The 19,952-nt window shown below is 33.8% G+C and carries 15 protein-coding genes; 10 read left to right on the forward strand and 5 right to left on the reverse strand.

The window, feature by feature from the left end; translation table 11 throughout:
• Positions 1-235: 235 nt before the first annotated feature.
• The 4 genes from AC1Q7L_RS01610 to AC1Q7L_RS01625 form a co-directional block, all read right to left on the reverse strand.
• On the reverse strand, positions 236-1,867 hold the full coding sequence (locus tag AC1Q7L_RS01610; RefSeq protein ID WP_492305689.1) for a M1 family metallopeptidase: 1,632 nt from the start codon (positions 1,865-1,867) through the stop codon (positions 236-238).
• Positions 1,868-2,235: 368 nt separating this feature from the next.
• Positions 2,236-2,739, reverse strand: coding sequence for a MepB family protein (locus AC1Q7L_RS01615; RefSeq protein ID WP_492305688.1), 504 nt, complete (start codon positions 2,737-2,739; stop codon positions 2,236-2,238).
• 24 nt (positions 2,740-2,763) lie between these two features.
• Entirely contained in the window at positions 2,764-3,591 is an 828-nt protein-coding gene (gene tatC, locus AC1Q7L_RS01620) for a twin-arginine translocase subunit TatC (RefSeq protein WP_170857252.1), read from the reverse strand.
• Between the two features lie 118 nt (positions 3,592-3,709).
• On the reverse strand, positions 3,710-4,669 hold the full coding sequence (locus AC1Q7L_RS01625; RefSeq protein ID WP_492305687.1) for a KpsF/GutQ family sugar-phosphate isomerase: 960 nt from the start codon (positions 4,667-4,669) through the stop codon (positions 3,710-3,712).
• Positions 4,670-4,830: 161 nt separating this feature from the next.
• On the opposite strand from AC1Q7L_RS01625, the gene recQ reads away from it, so the two are divergent.
• The 7 genes from recQ to AC1Q7L_RS01660 all read left to right on the forward strand — a co-directional run bounded on the left by recQ (position 4,831) and on the right by AC1Q7L_RS01660 (position 12,710).
• Positions 4,831-7,035, forward strand: coding sequence for a DNA helicase RecQ (recQ, locus tag AC1Q7L_RS01630; RefSeq protein ID WP_492305686.1), 2,205 nt, complete (start codon positions 4,831-4,833; stop codon positions 7,033-7,035).
• 39 nt (positions 7,036-7,074) lie between these two features.
• On the forward strand, positions 7,075-8,160 hold the full coding sequence (locus AC1Q7L_RS01635; RefSeq protein WP_492329369.1) for a glycosyltransferase: 1,086 nt from the start codon (positions 7,075-7,077) through the stop codon (positions 8,158-8,160).
• A gap of 82 nt (positions 8,161-8,242) precedes the next feature.
• Positions 8,243-8,593, forward strand: a complete 351-nt coding sequence (locus AC1Q7L_RS01640) for a hypothetical protein (RefSeq protein ID WP_492305685.1) — start codon at positions 8,243-8,245, stop codon at positions 8,591-8,593.
• Positions 8,594-8,657: 64 nt separating this feature from the next.
• Positions 8,658-8,984: a hypothetical protein gene (locus tag AC1Q7L_RS01645; protein WP_492305684.1), complete on the forward strand. Its 327-nt coding sequence runs from the start codon at positions 8,658-8,660 to the stop codon at positions 8,982-8,984.
• A gap of 134 nt (positions 8,985-9,118) precedes the next feature.
• Positions 9,119-10,522, forward strand: a complete 1,404-nt coding sequence (gene lpdA / locus AC1Q7L_RS01650) for a dihydrolipoyl dehydrogenase (RefSeq protein WP_492305683.1) — start codon at positions 9,119-9,121, stop codon at positions 10,520-10,522.
• A 103-nt stretch (positions 10,523-10,625) separates the two neighbouring features.
• The gene (locus tag AC1Q7L_RS01655) at positions 10,626-11,483 is read left to right on the forward strand and encodes a proline and serine-rich protein 1 family protein (RefSeq protein ID WP_492305682.1); all 858 of its coding nucleotides are present in this window, start codon (positions 10,626-10,628) and stop codon (positions 11,481-11,483) included.
• Between the two features lie 402 nt (positions 11,484-11,885).
• Positions 11,886-12,710 (forward strand): CvfB family protein, encoded by an 825-nt coding sequence (locus AC1Q7L_RS01660; protein ID WP_410690769.1) that lies wholly within the window; start codon positions 11,886-11,888, stop codon positions 12,708-12,710.
• A 40-nt stretch (positions 12,711-12,750) separates the two neighbouring features.
• On the opposite strand, the gene AC1Q7L_RS01665 is transcribed toward AC1Q7L_RS01660, so the two are convergent.
• Positions 12,751-16,665 (reverse strand): DUF7948 domain-containing protein, encoded by a 3,915-nt coding sequence (locus AC1Q7L_RS01665; protein WP_492305681.1) that lies wholly within the window; start codon positions 16,663-16,665, stop codon positions 12,751-12,753.
• 182 nt (positions 16,666-16,847) lie between these two features.
• Here AC1Q7L_RS01665 and AC1Q7L_RS01670 point away from each other — a divergent pair, with 182 nt between their 5' ends.
• The 3 genes from AC1Q7L_RS01670 to AC1Q7L_RS01680 all read left to right on the forward strand — a co-directional run bounded on the left by AC1Q7L_RS01670 (position 16,848) and on the right by AC1Q7L_RS01680 (position 19,952).
• On the forward strand, positions 16,848-17,441 hold the full coding sequence (locus tag AC1Q7L_RS01670; RefSeq protein WP_410690766.1) for a TetR/AcrR family transcriptional regulator: 594 nt from the start codon (positions 16,848-16,850) through the stop codon (positions 17,439-17,441).
• A gap of 87 nt (positions 17,442-17,528) precedes the next feature.
• On the forward strand, positions 17,529-18,881 hold the full coding sequence (locus AC1Q7L_RS01675) for a TolC family protein (protein ID WP_492305680.1): 1,353 nt from the start codon (positions 17,529-17,531) through the stop codon (positions 18,879-18,881).
• A gap of 9 nt (positions 18,882-18,890) precedes the next feature.
• The gene (locus tag AC1Q7L_RS01680) at positions 18,891-19,952 is read left to right on the forward strand and encodes an efflux RND transporter periplasmic adaptor subunit (protein ID WP_410690764.1); all 1,062 of its coding nucleotides are present in this window, start codon (positions 18,891-18,893) and stop codon (positions 19,950-19,952) included.

Raw genomic sequence — 19,952 nt, forward strand, 5'->3', positions numbered from 1 at the left:
TTAAACTTTTCTTAAATTTTCAGATTAAAATTATTAAAATTATTAAAATGAGAAAAATGAATATTATTTTAGCCATTAAGATTTTTATTAAGAGATTAAGAATATTAATCTTGACGTTGTTTTAAACTTAAATATATATATGATTTTCTTAATTAAACTTAACTCCTTACATATTCTTAATGGTTCAAATAAATAAAAAAGCAAAACCGATATTTCACGATTTTGCCTTCTATATTTACTGTACTTTCTTGTAATTAATATAATAATTCTTGTTAAACTCAACAGGAGTTCCTTTCTTCAACTTTACCGTCTGCCAGTTTTCGGTTGGATTAATGGTTTGCTCGCCATCAATGAGGATCGGAAGCTTAAGGTTTTTGATCACATTCGTGTAACGAAATTTGAGCTCTTCTCCTTTTTGAGAATACTCCAAAGTCGGAATTTTTATAGTTCTTAAATATTGATTAAAAACACTTGAAAAATCAATACCCGATTTTGATGAAATATAATTTTCAACCTGTTCCGTTGTGACTGTTTGATGATAGAATTCTTTACTCAAACCTCTCAATATCTGCCTGAATTTTTCATCATTATTAATAATTTGACGAATCGTATGGATCATGCTTGCCCCTTTTGGATACATATCGCCACTTCCTTCGTTTCTTACGCCATATTTCCCGATAATCGGAACGTCATTATCAATTTTACTTCTATATCCTTGAGCATAAATATCTGCGGACTTTTTATCCATATATTTTTCGGTAAAAAGGGTCTCAGAATAGGTTGTAAAGCTCTCGTGGATCCACATATCTGCCTGATCTTTTGCCGTGATATTGTTGGCAAACCATTCGTGCCCGCTTTCGTGAACGATGATATAATCCCAGTTTAAGCCAATTCCTGTTCCAAAAAAGTCTCTTCCACGGTATCCGTTTTGGTAACCGTTTCCATAAGCAACATTACTCTGATGTTCCATACCCAAATAAGGCGAATCAACTAGCTTGTAAGAATCTTCATAGAAAGGGTACGCTCCAAACCAATATTCAAAAGCAGAAAGCATGGGTTTTACCTGTTGGAACTGTTTTTTAGCCTTATCTAAATTATAATCCAATACCCAATAATCCAAGTCCAGCGTTCCTTTTTCACCTTTGTAAGTATCTTTAAAGTTGACATATTTTCCAATATTTGGGATGATAGAGTAGGCGTTGATCGGGTTTTTAACCTGCCAAGTGTAGGTTGTTTTATCTCCTTCAGTTTTTTTATCAATCAGTCTTCCATTTCCAACTCCAACTAAATCTTTAGGCGTGATGATTTTCATAACCATTCCATTATCAGGTTCATCACTCCAGATGTCTTTTGTAGGAAGCCAGATTGAAGCTCCGATTCCTTCATCTGCAACGCTCATCCAAGGATTTCCTTTCTCATCTGTTGTGAAAACCCAGCCTCCGTCCCACGGTGCATTTTTAGCGATCACAGGATTTCCGGAATAGGTCACATCAATAGTATATTTTTCTCCTTTTTTGAAGCTTTTATTGGTTTTGATCCAAATAAAACCCCCGTCTTGTTTATATTCTGCAATCGGGAAATTTGCTTCCACTTTATCAGCTTTCATTGGTTGTTGAAGATCAATCTGAAAGGTAGGATTAGCAATATCTTTAATAATTTCAAAGCTGATTTTGTTGGTTCCTTTGATGCTTTTTTGCTCAAAATTAGGTTCAACGGAAAGCTCATATTTTTTCACATCCCAAAAATTTCTAAACTTGGTATTGGAACCTTTTAAAGTATCTTGTTTGGTGAAATTTTCCGGTCTTTCGAAGAATTGTCCAAAAACAAGTCCTGATGCCAATAAAAGTGTATATGAAAGCTTTTTCATTTGAAATTAAATTAATCTACCCAAAAATAGAAAATTTAATACCAACTGAGAAAAAATAAATTATAAACCTCTGTGAAGATTAGTTAAATCCATAAAAAATGATTGTCTTTAGAGCGGAGCAAAGTGCAATGAGTAATTATTATAATTTAAACGCAAAGTTTTAATGTAAAAACATATTACTTTTAAGGAGCAAAGAGATGCGACAGAGTCGCTGATGAAGTAAGCTTCTTAAGAATCAATCATATTGATTCAATTCTTTGCTCCTTAAAATTTACAGAATTAAAATAGATCTTTGCGTTAAAAAAAAATGTTTAAAAGCTGAGATACCTTAGGAATGACAAAGAGGATGTCTTATTTTTTAATTCTAATTAAAGAATTTTTTCAATAATATTTTTGAATTTATTAAGATCGATATCGTTATTATCCGATATGTCAATAAAATATTTAGTTTGCCAGTTTTTAGTTTTTTCAGCCTGTTTACTTTCTGGTTCATCCCAATTGGGGTAAACCCGAAAACCTCGTTTGCCCTCTTTTTGATTATCAGTCAGAATATATTTTTCAGCCAATACTTTTTTAGAAAAGATGAAAAATCCGAATTGGGTATTTTTTTCTGTGGCAATCAGATAAAAATCAAAATCATCGGAAGCGTTGAATGGTTCTGTTTTTCCGTCAGAATTTCTTCTCCATAAAGTCACAAATTGACCGTTTTTGGTAGGCGTAATCTTAGCTTTTCGGAATTTAATTTTAAAATTATTAAGTGAAAAATTATGACCAAAATATTCTTCACATTCTAAATCTGTTTCGATATTCGATAGATTTAATTGTAAGATTTTAAAAACAGAATCTTCAATTCGGTTTAGCTCTTCGATCATTTTTCGATTTAAATCTTACTTAAATTACTTCTGAACTGCCGGAAGATTTTCTTCACGCTTCAAAACTTTTTTATGAGTATAAGCACACATAATAATACTGAATTCATAAAGTAGAAGTAGCGGTAATGCTGCCATAATCATACTTAAAACATCCGCAGGAGTAATAATTGCCGCAACAACCATAATTAAAACAATCGCGTGACGACGATATGTTCTCATAAATTTTGGCGTCAATATTCCAATAGTCGTAAGAAAATAAATAAGGATCGGGAAAAGGAAAATAACACCCATCCCCAAAATAACCTGTAAGAATAACGTTGTGTAATCGCTCAAGTCGTAAAGCGGAACAATAATATCTGAAATTTTGAAGATAACTCCAAAATTAATAGCAAAAGGAAGGATTAAAAAATATCCACATAAAACACCTGTCATGAAAAGAATCCAAATCGCATTGATGATAAAGATTGAATTTTTTCTCTCTCTTGGATGCAAAGCCGGACCAATAAAACGCCACAATTCCCAAACAATGTAAGGAAATGCACCAACAATTCCACCAAAAATAGAAACGGACATCATGACATTAAACTGCTGATAAAGCCTTTGTACACGTACAGGAAACTCTTTCGGAAGGTGGATACTGTCTTCTCCCAAAATCATTCTGGAAAAGTGATTTACAATTTCAAATGTAGGGAAATCGTTTCTGGTAGGCCCAAAAAAGATATGGTCCATGATCCAGTTGATGTTAAAACCAACAGCGAAAGCGGCAATTATGATCGCGATCATTGATCGTACAAGATGACCTCTTAATTCTCCAATATGCCCAAGAAAGGACATTTCTTTACCTTCACTCACAGAATAATTTTTTAAAGTTCCAAATTTATGAAATATTTACAAGAAGTTAGAGATTAGATATTAGAAGTTAGATTTTTTCATGTTTCAGAACTAATTTCTAACTTCTAATATCTAGGTTCTAATTTATTCCCTCATCCAGAAGCTTATGCAGATCGATAATCCCGAAATATTTTCCGTTTTCTGTTACGATAAGCTGTCCGATATTATTTTCTTTTAAAATTTTCATGGCTTCTTTTGCCAAAGCGTCTTTTTCTATCGTTTTTGGGTTGGCAGACATGATATCTTTAGCTAAAACTACAGAAACGTCTTCGCCCTTCATCAACATTCGTCTTAAATCTCCGTCAGTAACGACTCCAATGATCTCATTTTCATTCGTTACAACGGTAATTCCGTGTCTTGATGCGCTGATTGAGATAATGACATCTCTTACTGTAGAATCTTCCGTAACCTGAGGTTTTTGAGAAGATAGAAAATCATCAACTTTTGAAATTAAATTCTTTCCTAGACTTCCTCCAGGGTGAAATTTCGCAAAATCATTTTCTTTAAAATCATTTAATTCCATCAAAGCGATCGCTAAAGCGTCTCCCAAAGCCATTTGTAGGGTTGTTGAACTTGTTGGAGCCAGTTTGTTCGGACAGGCTTCCATGTCAACATGAGTATCTAATATGATTTCTGAAAATTCTGCAAGTTTACTTTTTTTATTACCCGTCATTCCAATCAAAGATGAAGAATAATCTTTTAAATAAGGGACAAGCGTTACAATTTCAGGAGAGTTTCCCGAATGAGAAATACATAAAACAACATCCTGCTTCTGAATCACACCCAAATCTCCGTGAATCGCTTCCGAAGCATGAAGAAACTGTGATGGAGTACCTGTAGAGTTCAATGTTGCTACAATTTTATTTCCAACGTGAGCAGATTTTCCGATACCTACAACGATCAACTTTCCTTTTGCTGAGTGAATAATTTCAACTGCTTTTGCAAAATCATCGCCTATTCTGTTCTTTAATTTTTCAAGTTCTGAAATTTCTATTTCTAAAGTGCTTTTTGCGATTGAAATAATATTCGGTCTTTCCATTTTTACTTTTACAATTTTGTATACAAAAATCTCCTGATATAAATTTATACTTTAAAAAGAATATTTAATATAAATTTTATTTTTATAAATTCGTTCGCTTTTATTTTCAGCAAAAATTTTATAACTTTGGGATAGATGCAAATTTAGCAATACAAAATTAGATGAGCGCAAAAAAAGCCAATTTATCGGGCGAATTGAAAAAATATTTCGGATTTTCTACCTTCAAAGGTCAACAGGAAGAAATCATAGAAAATCTACTGAACGGAAAGGATATATTTGTTTTGATGCCTACAGGAGGGGGGAAGTCTTTATGCTACCAGCTTCCAGCTCTTATTTCTGAAGGAACTGCAATTGTGGTTTCGCCTTTGATAGCATTAATGAAGAATCAGGTGGATGCTGTAAATGGCCTTTCATCTGAAAGCGGAGTTGCGCACGTTTTAAATTCATCATTAAACAAAACGCAGACCAAACAGGTTTTTGACGATATTACAAGTGGTAGAACTAAACTGTTATATGTAGCTCCGGAATCTTTGATCAAAGAAGATTATGTTGATTTCTTTAAAGATGTCAATATTTCTTTCGTTGCCATAGACGAAGCGCACTGTATTTCAGAGTGGGGGCACGATTTCAGACCGGAATACAGAAACTTAAAATCTATTATTGATAAAATTGCCGATGTTCCGGTGATTGCATTAACGGCAACGGCAACTCCAAAAGTTCAGGATGATATCCAGAAAACGTTAGGAATGACCAATGCTTTAGTCTTTAAAGAAAGTTTTAACCGTGCGAATTTGTATTATGAAGTTCGTCCAAAGGTGAATGTAGACAGAGAGATTGTTAAATTTATCAATCAGAGAAAAGGAAAATCGGGAATTGTTTACTGTTTAAGCCGAAGAAAGGTTGAAGAATTTGCCCAACTTTTACAGGTAAACGGAATTAATGCACTTCCTTATCATGCAGGACTTGACCAAAAGGTACGAGTTGCCAATCAGGATAAATTTTTGATGGAAGATGCCGATGTAATTGTAGCTACGATCGCATTCGGAATGGGAATCGATAAACCTGACGTACGATTTGTGATTCACTACGATTTCCCGAAATCACTGGAAAGTTATTATCAGGAAACTGGTCGCGCAGGTCGGGATGGTGGCGAAGGCTATTGCCTGTCGTTTTACGATCCTAAAGATATTGAGAAGTTAGAAAAATTCTTAGCTCAAAAGCCCGTTTCAGAAAGAGAAATCGGATTACAGCTTTTAAATGAAGTGGTTGGTTACGCCGAAACTTCAATGAGCAGAAGACAATATATTCTCTATTATTTTGGTGAAATTTTTGATCCTATAACAGGTGAAGGAGCCAAAATGTGTGATAATGCATCCAATCCTCCAAAACTGAAAGATGCAACAGATGACCTGAAAAAGGTGTTGGAATTGATCAGTATAACTGGAGAAAAATTCAAGTCCAAAGATTTGATTTCTGTGATTGTTGGGAAGGAAAGTGCTGTTACAAAGTCATATAAATTAGAACAGACTTCTTATTTCGGTTTCGGAAAAGAGGATAAGGATAACTATTGGAAAACAATTTTAAGACAGGCCACGGTTCAGAATTTTCTTCAAAAAGATATTGAAACCTATGGCGTTTTAAAGATTTCCGAAAAAGGACAATTGGTTTTAAAAGGAGAACTTGAGCATTCATTTTTAATTGCTGAAGATCGTGAATTTGATCTTTCTCAGACAAAAGCAGAAAGTGATCAGGTTCAAATGCAGGCTAATGGAAGTTTAGACCAAAAATTATTTGAACAATTAAAAGATCTTAGAAAAAAAGTCGCAAAAAAATACGGAATCCCGCCTTATACGGTGTTCATGGATCCGAGTTTGGAAGATATGACGGTTCAATATCCGATCACATTGGACGAAATCGCCAAAATCTACGGAGTTGGGGAAGGGAAAGCCAAAAAATATGGTAAAGAATTTGCGGATTTTATAAATACGTATGTTGAAGACAACAACATAGAACGTACTCAGGATATGGTGTTGAAGCAGGTTGCGAACAAATCCAGCCATAAAGTTTTCATCATTCAGAGTACGGATAAAAAAATTGACCTTGAGGATATTGCAAGAGCCAAAAACCTATCAATGGATGACCTGTTGAAAGAAATGGAACGTATTGTTTATCAGGGTACAAAGTTGAATATCGATTATTATATCGAAGATAATTTTGATGAAGACATCGTAGACGGTTTCATGGAATTCATGACCGAATCTGAAAGCGACAGTATGAAAGTCTTGTTAGACGAATTTGGAGATGAACTTTCTGATGAAGAAGTAAGAATGTTGAGAATCAAGTTTATCAGTGACGTTGCTAATTAAAAAATACAGCCTTATCCCTTCGTGGGTAAGGTTTTTACTATGACGAAAAAAATTTCTGTTATGTTTATTCTGCCGGATCTTGAAACCGGAGGCGCAGAAAGAATTGTTACCACAATAGCAAATCATCTTTCCAGAGATCGGTTTGAGCCTAAGATTTTGCTTTTACGCAAGAAAGGCGGATATCTTGATCTTGTTAAAAAAGATGTTGAAATTATTGATATTAATACGGAAAGAATCAGACATTCATTAAAGCCTATTCTTGCTGAAATTTATAGAAGAAAACCGGATATTGTATTTTCCGGATTTGGAGAAGTGAATGCTTATTTAGCGCTATTTATCAAGCTTTTTCCAAGAACAAAATTCATTGCGAGAGAAACCAATGTTGTCACTCAGCATGTAACGAGAAAGGAGATCAAATTTTTCTATAATTTTTACAATAACTATCAGAGAATCATTGCGCAAAGTGATGATATGATGAAAGATTTAACGAGTAATTTCAATATTAAATCGAAGAAAATTATTAAAATAAATAATCCTGTTGATTTCGAATTTATAGATCAAAAACTATCAAATGCTGTAAAGCCTGAAAGTTTTAAATATAACTATAAAAACGTTGTAGCTATTGGAAATTTATCCTCAAGAAAGGGTTTCGATAACTTGTTGAAAGTTTTTTCAAGACTTAAAAATGAAAATATTTTACTCCATATTTTAGGAGACGGAAAAGACAGGGAAATTTTACATCAAATGAAAGATTTCTTAGGATTAAAGAATGTTTACTTTCACGGAAGACAGGAAAATCCTTATCAGTTTCTGAAATTTGCGGATCTTTTTATTCTTTCATCAAGATATGAAGGTTTTCCGAATGTATTATTGGAAGCCGGGGCTTGTGGAACCTATTCTTTAGCCAATAATTGTCCGGGCGGAATTAATGAAATCATCCAGTCTAGAGTAAACGGAGAAGTTTCTGATATTGAAAATCACGAAGATTTTTCACAAAAAGTAATGAGTATTCTGCATGGAAGTTATGATAAAGATTCTATTAAAAATTCAATTAGATCAAGATTTTCAAAGGATATTATTTTAGATAAATATGAAAAGGTTTTGTTGGATTTAATGAAGAAATAATCAGTGTAACCTATTTTATGAGCTTTTATATTTCCTTACATTTGCTCTCCAAAATTTTATCTAAAAAGTCAATATTTCATACATGAAAAAAATCCCCAAAATTGGATGTGCCTGCGAAAAACCTACTTCCGATTATACTGAATACAGAAGTTCAGAATTAGGAATAGACCGTACGAACGGAAGAAATGCCGAAGTAATGATTCAACAATGCAAGCTTTGTCAGAGAATTTGGATTCATTATTTTGTTGAATTTGAGCATCATTCTAAATCAGGAAGATGGTATAAAGGAATTGTTACTAAAAAAGACCGTTCACAAATAACTCCGGAAAATGCCGTGGAATTTTTAGAAAATCTGGAATGGTATGTTTATGGAGGCTCTTATTTTGAAAGTACGGGAACATTTGGTGAAGGGAAAGTGAACGTGGATGTGTAAATTCTGTTTTAAATTAAAAACACTATTAAAAATCAATTAAAATAATTGAAATTTAAAAAAAACCATGAATGACGAATTAAAAAAAGAAATACACAGTAAGTATAAAAAATACGTCGCTGGAAATTATAATGAAAAAAATATTTACCGATTAATACTTCAGGAAGGTTATAATCAACAGGATGTAGATGAAGTAATGAAGGAAATACATGCTGAAAAACAGAAAGTATTAAAACAAAAAAATAAATATCGTACTATTATTAGCATCATACTATATATAGTGGGTACTATTGTTTTTTTTTCAGGGATAGTATTAATGACTTTAACGGGACCTAGATTTGGAATTGCTGCAATTGTTCTTGCAGTAATCATATGGATAAGGGCAAATAGATAATAACTGTTTTATATATTTTTTCAAACCTTAAATTCAATATATAAATTTGACAAATCTCACTTTCTCACGTGGTAATTAATCAGTAAATTTGTAAGAATAAAGAAATTTAATAATAAACAAATTCATAAAATAACATGAGTCAATTCGATGTTACCGTAATCGGTTCTGGTCCTGGTGGTTATGTTGCTGCAATTCGTGCTGCACAATTAGGTTTCACAACAGCAATTATTGAAAAATACCCAACTTTAGGCGGAACTTGTCTTAACGTGGGATGTATTCCGTCAAAAGCGCTTCTAGACAGCTCTGAACATTTCGAAAATGCTAAACATAATTTCGCAGGTCACGGAATCATTATCAATGAGCCTCAGGCAGACATTGCAAGAATGATCGAGCGTAAAAACGAAGTTATCAAGCAAAATACAGACGGAATCAGCTATCTGATGAACAAAAACAAAATCACTGTTTTTGAAGGTGTTGGAAGTTTCGAATCTGCTACTCAGATCAAAGTAACGAAAAACGACGGTTCTACGGAAACCATCGATTCTAAATATACAATCATTGCAACAGGTTCTAAACCAACTTCTTTACCTTTCATCACTTTAGATAAAGAAAGAGTAATTACTTCTACAGAAGCTTTAAATCTTAAGGAAATTCCTAAGCATTTAGTAGTTATCGGTGGTGGAGTTATCGGTCTGGAATTAGGCTCTGTTTACTTAAGATTAGGTGCTCAGGTAACTGTTGTTGAGTTTATGGACAAAATCATTCCTACAATGGACGGAGCTTTAAGTAAAGAATTAACGAAAGTTCTTAAAAAGCAAGGAATGAAATTCATGCTTTCTACAGCGGTTTCTGCAGTTGAAAGAAATGGAGATACTGTAAAAATCACAGCTAAAGATAAAAAAGGAGAAGAAGTAACTGTTGAAGGAGATTATTGTTTAGTTTCTGTAGGTAGAAAGCCTTTCACAGACGGTCTTGGACTTGAAAAAGCAGGTGTTGAACTTGACGAAAGAGGAAGAGTGAAAACTAACGACCATTTACAGACTAACGTTGCAAATATCTACGCGATCGGTGACGTTATCAAAGGGGCAATGTTGGCTCACAAAGCTGAAGAAGAAGGAGTTTTTGTTGCTGAAACATTGGCTGGACAAAAACCTCACGTTAATTATAACCTAATTCCTGGTGTTGTTTACACTTGGCCTGAAGTTGCCGGAGTTGGTAAAACTGAAGAGCAGTTGAAAGAAGAAGGTGTAACTTACAAAGTTGGATCTTTCCCAATGAGAGCTTTAGGTAGAAGCCGTGCAAGTGGTGATGTTGATGGTTTGGTTAAAATCCTTGCAGACGAAAAAACTGACGAAGTTTTAGGAATGCACATCGTAGGAGCTAGAGCTGCCGACTTGATCGCTGAAGGGGTAATTGCAATGGAATTCCGTGCAAGTGCAGAAGATATCGCAAGAAGTTCTCACGCTCACCCAACCTATGCAGAAGCTATCAAGGAAGCTGCATTGGATGCTACAGGTAAAAGACCTATTCATATGTAATTATAAATGATTAATTTTTAATCATTTAAATATAAAAGAGAAATCATTTTTGGTTTCTCTTTTTTTTGGCATAAAAATGGAAATTGACCTAATAAATTTAGTTATGAAAAATATTTTTATCGGTTTGATGCTTTTTGCAGGAATTTATTCATTTGCACAGGAAGCAGGAAAGGCAGGGGAGCTTTTGAGAAATGAAGCTTCTGCGACAGAAATGCAGTCAACAAAAACAAGAGGTTTCGATAATAGAAATAATAATTCAAATAATTCAGGTTTTAGAAATCCGAATAATCAAAATAATAAAGGAAGAAACCCTAATTATCAATGGAATCAAAATTATGGGTATTCAGAAGTTTTTCTAAGGATTCCTGAAATGGGATATTTCACGGTTGAACTTGGTGATCAGGTGATTTCAAACAATTCCGGAAAGTATCGTTTTTTTGATTTACAGTCGGGTAGAGTTCCTATTTCGATTTATGATAATGGATTTTTAATTTACCGAACAACTTTACAGCTTCGAAATAATAACAGATTGGTGCTTGATTTCTTCACTAATAATGGGTTGTATTTGTTAGATTCATATCCTGTTCAAAGTCAGTCTTATGGTTTTAATGACTGGAATGATGTTTGGAATGATCTGTACGGAAATAATCAATCAGGAAATTGGAATAATTCAGGAAATGTGATGGATAATAATACCTTCCGACAGTTTTTTGCAATGTTTCAAAGAGAACGATTTGATGATGGAAAAATAGCCTTGGTCAACCAACAGATGCGCAGTTCACAATTTACTTCTGAACAAATCAGAGATCTTGTGAAGTCAATAAGTTTTGATAAAAATAAACTTATGCTGGCAAAGTCTATGTACAGTAAATGTGTAGATAAAAATAAATATTTTCTGGTAAGCGATGCCTTTGACTACGAAAGTAGTAAGCGCGAGCTGAGGGAATTTATAGCTAAATAATAAGATAAAATTGAAGAGAAGTTAATTTACTTCTCTTTTTTGTTTAGTAGGATATTTTCAATCATTAAACCTGTTTATTTTAACCACAAAAGAGACAAAAGATATTGATAATTTAAAATTTAATTGTTTTGAAAAGTTCTCAAAAGAATTAAAAAATATTTGATTTTTTAAGCTAATGTGATCTTAATGTACGGTTTATTGGTTAACTTAAATATTAATACTTTAATCTTTTGTATCTTTTGTGGTTTAATAAAAAGTTTAAACAAGTTTATAATTAAAAAATAAGACTGTTTTAATTATAATGATCGCTTTTTTGAAGCTCAAACTCTAGAAACTCTCAAACACACTCACCCAAAAACTAGCAATTATTTTCCGTACCTTTGTGGCTTAATTTTATCATTAATGCAATTAGGGAAAACTCAAACTTTAAAAATTTCAGAAAAAACAAGTTCTGGATTAATATTAACGGACGAATCTGGTGAAAAAGCTTTTTTGCCTAAAATTTTCGTTCATGAAGAAAAAGAAATCGATGAAGAAATTGAAGTTTTCGTATATCAAGATGATAATAAATTAAAAGCAACTACTGAAACTCCATTAGCAGAAGTAGGAGAGTTTGCAGTAATGGGCTGTGTACAGAGTCTTCCAAGTGGTGCTTTTATGGATTGGGGAATCATTAAAGATCTCTTCATTCCGTACAAACAACAGAAGTCTAAAATTCTTGAAGGAAAAAGATATCTAGTTTATCTGTATGTTGATGAAAGGCTAGATTTGATCACAGGAACTACAACATTCAAAAGAAATCCTCAGTATGAAGATCTGCCTTTCCAAAAAGGAGATAAAGTGGATCTGATCTTAATGAACGAAAGTGAATTGGGATGGAATGTTGTGATCAACAAAAAATATATCGGACTGATTTATACTTCTGATGTTTTCAAAAAATTATACCCGTTATCTGAGGAAAAAGGCTACATCAAAGCAATCCGAGAAGATGGAAAAATTGATGTTTCTCTACAGCCTGAAGGTTTTGAAAACATTGACGAGTTCAAACAAAAGATTTTGGATAAATTAAATGATAATTACGGTTTACTTTATCTGTCTGATAAATCTACTCCGGAAGAGATTCAGGATGCGCTTCAAATGAGTAAAAAGAACTTTAAAAAAGCCCTTGGCGGATTATATAAAGATAAGATCGTTGAGATTTTAGATGATAAGATCAAATTAGTGTAAAATAAAAAAGGAGCAGAATTTTCTGCTCCTTTTTTTATGTTTAATCTCTGTTTTTAATCAGTAACCAACCGGTGTAAACTCTTCCATCAGAAACTTTTATGGTATACCAATAATTTCCTGTAGGTAGGGGAGTTCCGTTTAATTTTCCGTCCCATTCAAGAGGTTTTTTAGAGATGATTTCTTTGAAAACAGGAAGACCTCTTCGATCGTAAAGATTGATTTCAGTTCCGGGGTAATTTTCTAATCCAACAATCTTCCATTTATCGTTTCTTCCGTCTCCGTTTGGAGTAATCGCATTCGGAATATTAAAAATTGAAAAATTCTTTTCACCAATAATACATCCGCCCTTGGTTCTTACATACACTTTGTATTCTCCAATAGTAAGATTATTAAAGACATTGGAATCCTGCCAGATAAAATTATCCAACGAATATTCATAATTTCCGGTTGCGGAAAGAATAACCGTCGCAGTGCTGTTATTGATGTTTACAGAAACAATTTCAGCAAGAATAGAGTATTTTACTTCAATCGTATCTAGGTCTTCACATCCAAAGTTGTTCGTTACTTTTACAGAATAAATTCCCGGAGTTGAAACGGTTATTGTTTGAGTCGTTGCTCCGGTATTCCATAAATAAGATGCAAAACCACTTCCAGCGTCTAATGTTACCGTTTTACCTTTACAGAATTCAATACTTTCAGGAAGCTTGATCTGAGGTTTTGGATTAAGCGATATATTTAATCTTACAACGATAAAACAACCGTCTGCTGTAGCAACTTTCACATGAATAATTGTTGTTCCGATATTTAAAACATAACCAGATGGATTGGTAATAATATTTCCCGTATTATCTGTGTAAGTGAAAATATAGTTATTCGGATTATTAATGATGTCATCTTCATAAGAATGAAGGTTTACAGTCATTGTATTTGCCGTTGTCGAATTACACAATGTATCCGTAAAATCATGTGCAGGAACATTATTGGTTGAAAGGGTAACAGCAATAGCCAGTTTTTCAGATTCACATCCATTTAAGGTTTGGGTAACAAAATAAGTTTGGCCATGAACAAGTGGAGTTGTTATGGGTAAAATATTTCCGGCAGCATTGTAAAATAGTAAAGAAGTTCCGTTTACCACCAAATTTGCCAAAGTAGGATTTGCCGAAGCACAGAAATCCTGCGTAATATTTGCTGTCGGTTTTGGAGTATTGTTTACCGTAACCTGAATAGCAATCTTATTACTTTCGCAGCCATTTATAGTTTGTGAAGCGTAATAAGTCTGTCCGTTTACAAGTGGAGTAGTTAAAGGTAAAATATTATTTGCTGAATCATACCATTTGATATTTTGCCCTGTAATTTGGATATCTGATATTTTGGGGTGATTGGTAGCACAAAATATTTGAGCTAAATTACCTGTCGGAAGTGCAGGAGAAGTTACAATCACATTTTGATTTTGCGTTGCAGTATTTCCGTTTCCATCGTTATAAGTCCAGTGAATAATATAAGTTCCCGGAATTGTATAAGAAAGCGGGTCTGTTGTCGTTGCTGTAATCGTTCCCGCGCAATTATCGTTTGCAGTCGGGAAGTTGGAAACTATAGTGTGACAATCTCCTGTAATATCTGCAAGAACTGCAATATTTGGAACTGGCGCAACATTGTCACCAACTACAACATTTACTGTAAAGCTTCCGTCACAAGCTCCAGAACCTGAAATTTGACAAGTATAAATTCCGGCATTTGCAACTGTAGTATTGGGAATTGTAGGGTTTTGGAGATTTGATGTAAATCCGTTAGGCCCCGTCCAATTGTAGGTTGTCCCACCTGTAGCGTTTAATTGAAGTGTTGAATTAGTACAGACAGGAGAGTTGGAGGTTACCATTCCGGATGATGTGCAATCTTGAAATTTGGCAATGAACATATCATTTCCACCACCTGGTGATTGTTGAAAAGTTCCAGGAGTTGCAATACCAGAGGAGTTTCCGCTGGACATTCCAGTTAAATAAATAGAACCTTCGCTATCTTTTGTAACTTCACCTTGTTGTGTTGCGCCGTTTCCTGTATAATAAGTTCCCCATTCTTTTGTGTCATTTTGATTGTATTTAATTAAAAAGGTAGAACCATACATTGGGGGAACCCCCATATAAGCTCCGGGAGTTGAAATATCTGCTTGTCCAAAATTTTGTAAATAAAGTCCCGTGAAGAAAACATTTCCTGATGTGTCAGGATATGCTAATAATTGAGGTTCACCACTAAAAGTAAAATAACTCTTTGAAATGCTATTTGTGGCTAAATTTATCCTCCATATTCCGGGTTGTCCCGAAGGAAAAGCTGTTGTTGAATATCTTCCCGGAAGAATCAGAATATCATTTACGATTCTGCCTTTTAATACAAATTCATGCCCGGCATTTCCGTAATAACTTGATCTTAAAATATTGTTACCGGATTTTGAAAGTTTTACATAAATTCCGTCTGATCCCCCACCTTTTACAGGCTGAAAAGCATTTACCATAGGGATATTTGATGATTGAGTTGCTCCAACTATTTCGAGATTATCAACCGAAGACATGATTTGAAAAATGGAAGTTGAGCCGTCACTTCTTCCAAAATAGGTCGCCCAATCTATATTTCCTGTTGTTGTATTTATAGAAGCTAAAATCCCGTCAGTGTATCCTGAAGGAGTAGATTTTGCTGGTTGCATTGCATTTACAGTAGGGAAATCCGGACTAAAAGCATCTCCGGCAATATATACTTGGTTTTGATTGTAAGAAACAGCATAAAGCTTATCTTGTCTGCTTGAAACAAACTCTTTTTGAAAAACCAAGCTTCCATTAGTATTGAATTTTACTAAAACAATATTTTCGTTATACGCGGCTCTCTGTACAATTCCTCCTGCATAAATATTGAAATTTTCATCAAAGTCAACATCCATAAAATAATCAGTCATTCCGAAACCGTAGTAAGTCCCCCAAAGTTTTTGCCCGTTTTTGGTTACTTTCATAAGAAAGGCATCAGTACCTCCTGCAAGGTTCTGTTGATAAGTACCGGAAGTTGCAAAATTAGTATAGCTGCTGGTTGATCCATGTACATAAACAGTGTTTTGACTATCAGTTTTAATTCTTCCATAATCTTCACCTGTTCCACCTACATAACTTCCCCAAATTCTTGTAGGAACAGGATCAATTACAATAGTTTTATTTGAAACATCTACAGGCGAACTAAACCCGAAAGTCTGATCTCCTAAATCTTTAAATGAAACATTAATATTTTCTCTTCTTAATCCTTCTATCCAACTATTAGGAATATTTTCATGAATTTCTCCAAAACGAACTTTCATGGCAAGCTTGCCGTCTTTTATTGAAGTAGGAGCACCATGAAATTTCATTTTAATATCTGAAACTTTACCTCCCGGATTTATAACAAAATTATATTCAATCGGTTTTAAGGTGTTATTAGGTTTAAAAAATATTAAATCAATGTTTGGATAAATGTTTTTGTATGAAATTTTCTCATAACGATGAACATTAGTAACTCCTTTAGGCTTGTTAGGAATATTGTAGTAATTATCATAATCAGAAGATTTTCCGTCTGCTATAATTTTTGAGTTTTTATTTGAATTAATAAGTTCAATATCAACTCTATGAATCAATTTTTCATAGATGAATTCATCCAAATGATAATCATTTCCATTTGGGATTTTATTTGTGCTATTTTTTGAAAAATTTGGATTTGCTGTCTTTTTAGTCTCGTAAACATCATAAGAAAACCCATTAGAACGCAGTTGTACATTCAATCCGGCAGAGTGGAAAAGGTACTTTACATCGGCATTTTCTTTTCCGTCCTGATCAACGACCTGTCCTTTATTTTCGTAGAAAAAATATTCATTATTTTTTAAAGATTTGTTCTGGGAAAATAAAAGCACACAGCTAAAAAGTGTGAAAAGAAATAAAATTTTTCGCATCAGTTATTAATTTTCGGCAAAGATATAAAAACAGCCTGCTTATCAAAGGTTAAGTATAATTAATCTCTAACTGAAGATTCAAAACATGATGCAAATCATAACAATTTTCATTAATTATTTTGTTTAACAATTTTGTCAAAACAGATGATTGGTTTATATTTGCACAAAATTGTTTAACAAAAATGTCAAAACAAGAAAAAAAAGATCAAACACAGGAATTAATAAAGGAGACCGCAAAGAATTTATTCTTTGTGAAAGGGAAATTTAACGCTACTACGCAAGAAATTGCTGATGAAGCGGGAGTCAACAGAACGCTGATTAATTATTATTTCCGTTCAAGAGACAAATTAATTCAGATAATTTTTGATGAAGCGCATCGAGTGGAAAAGGAAAAATCTGAGATCATTATGACTTCTGACCTTCCTTTTAAAGCTAAAATAGCCGAGTTTATCGAAGGAAGTTTATCTACAAGTCTTCAGTATCCTTATCTCGAAACTTACATTGTTTCACAGATTAACAAAGGAAGTTGCCATACAAGAGATGTGGAAGAAGAGGATTTGAAAAAACTTTACGAAGATATTGAAATAGAAATGGGATTGGGAAATATCGAAAAAATGGCTCCCGTTCAGTTTCTTTTGAATATGATTTCACTATTGGTATTCCCGAGTGCGGCTCGTCCGTTATTTTTAGAGAATCTGATGTTAAATGATATTGAATTTGACAAAATTATTTCAGAAAGAAAAGACATTATTTTAAATATGTTGTTTAAAAACTAAATATGTTAAAGTATTTTAAGAAATGATTCGTCACTTATAGATATAAAGAGAATAATATACATTAAAAAATAAACGAAGTATAAAATTATGAAAAGAAAACATATAACTGCAAATAAGCTAAAAATTGGGATAGCTGCTGCATTTATGATTTTCGGCTTTTCATCGGTGTCTGCACAACAGCAGGTTTCCTTACAGGAAGCTATTAAACAGGCACTTCAAAATAAAGCAGAAGCCAAAAAAGCTGCTTTACAGATCAAAAAAGCTGAATATAAAATAGACGAAGCCAGAGCCGGAGCTTTGCCACAGATAAGTGCTACAGCGGGTTTAACTTATAATCCGATCATTCAGGAGTCTTTGCTTGAATTTGGTGGAGAAAGAATCAGAGCCCAACTGGGACAACCTTGGAGCTCTACAGCTTCTGTACAGGTTCAGCAGGCTATTTTTGACCAAAGAGTTTTCACAGGTCTTAAAGCTGCAAAATCAACAAGAGAATTCTATGTTTTGAATGCTCAGTTGACGAACGAACAGATTATCGAAAATGTTGCAACAGCTTACTATCAGGTTTTTGTACAGGAAGAAAATTTGAAGACGGTAGAAGCGAGTTATGTAAATACTGAAAGAGTAAGAAATGTTATTAAAAGCTTAGTTGATAACGGTTTGGCAAAAGGTATCGATTTAGATCGTACAAATGTTCAGTTAACCAATATTGGTTCAAACAAGCAAACATTGATCAACTCTGTGGAACTTTCAAAAAATGCTTTGAAGTTTTATATGGGTGTTCCAATTGGAACTGATATTGAGCTTGAAGAAAAAACAATCGAGCCAAACCCGGAATTGATAGCAAGTAATATAAATCTTGACGAACGTACAGAGGTTAAAGTTTTACAAAAAAACAGAGAACTTCTTGTATACAACAAAAAAGCGACAGAAGCATATTTGTATCCAACAGTAAGCTTGGTGGCAAATTATGGCTGGGGCGGTCAGGGAGCAAAATTCCCGCTTACAAACGGTCTTAACAACGGAGTTCTTTGGAGCGATTATTCAGCGATTGGTTTAAATGTAAACATTCCGATTTTCACGGGTGGTGCTACAAAAGCGAAGATCAATCAGGCTGAAATTGATATTCAGGATATTGATGTGGATATTCAGAATACACAGTTAAGCTTAAGTTTAGATTATAAAAATGCAATCACCAATATGGAAAATGCATTAATCAATATCGAAAGCATGAAAGACAATGTAGGTTTGGCTGAAAGAGTTCAGAAAAATACGCAGTCTAACTATCAGTACGGTTTAGCGACACTTACTGAAGTTCTTGATGCTGAAAATGCTTTAACGCAGGCAAAACAGAACTATTCAAATGCATTGCTGGATTATAAACAAGCTGAAATTAAGCTAATTAAAGCTAAAGGAGAATTAAACACATTACAAAACCCATAATAAACTATAATGAAAAAAACTTTAATATATATCATCGTGGCAGCTGTACTTGTCGGTTTAGCGGCATATAAAATTGCTGATAATAAAAAGAAACAGGAAACAGAAGTAAAAGAAGTTGCTAAGCAGGTTGACAAAATCAATGTAAACATTGTAACCGTAGCAAGAGAAAATATCGATACAGATTATACTGCAAACGGAACTTTTCTTCCAAAACAGGAAATGAATCAATCGTCTGAAATTGCAGGACGTATTGTTAACGTTTTGGTAAAAGAAGGTTCAAGAGTTGGAGCAGGTCAGGTTTTAGCTACAATTAAAAGAGATGCGATCGAAGTTGACATTTCTCAGGCTCAAAACAACTTGCAAAATGCAGTGATCGATAACCAACGTTACGAAAACGCATATAAAACAGGAGGTGTTACAAAACAACAGCTGGATAATTCAAGATTACAGTTGAAAAATGCGCAGGTTGCAGTAAGAGCTCAGGGAGTAAGAGTAAACGATACAAGCATTCGTGCAGGAATCAGCGGAACAATCAATAAAAAAATGGTTGAACCGGGAACTGTGGTTTCTATAGGAACTTCAATGTTCGAAATTGTTAATATTAACAGCTTAAAACTTTCAGTTTTGGTGGATGAAAGCCAAATCGGAAGAATTGCATTGGGTCAGGAAGTTCCAATTAATGTTAATGTTTTACCAGAAGATTCTTTCAGCGGTAGAATTACATTTATTGCTCCTAAAAGTGATGCTTCTTTAAATTTCCCTGTTGAAATTGAAGTTCAGAACAGAGGAAACCTAAAAGCAGGGATGTACGCAACTGCTACATTTAAAACAAATCACGGTGCTGAAACTCAAAATATGTTGACAGTTCCTGCGGAAGCTTTCGTAAACGGAGTAAGTTCAGGACAATTATTTATCGTAAACAACGGAACTGCTAAACTTATCAAAGTACAGACTGGAAAAGTTTATGGCGATAAAATTCAGATCTTAAGCGGACTGAATGGCGGCGAACAGGTAATTACCAGCGGACAGATTAACCTTGATAACGGTTCGAAAATCAATATCGTAAAGTAA

The organism is Chryseobacterium sp. GW823-FHT05E08 (assembly GCF_058795655.1).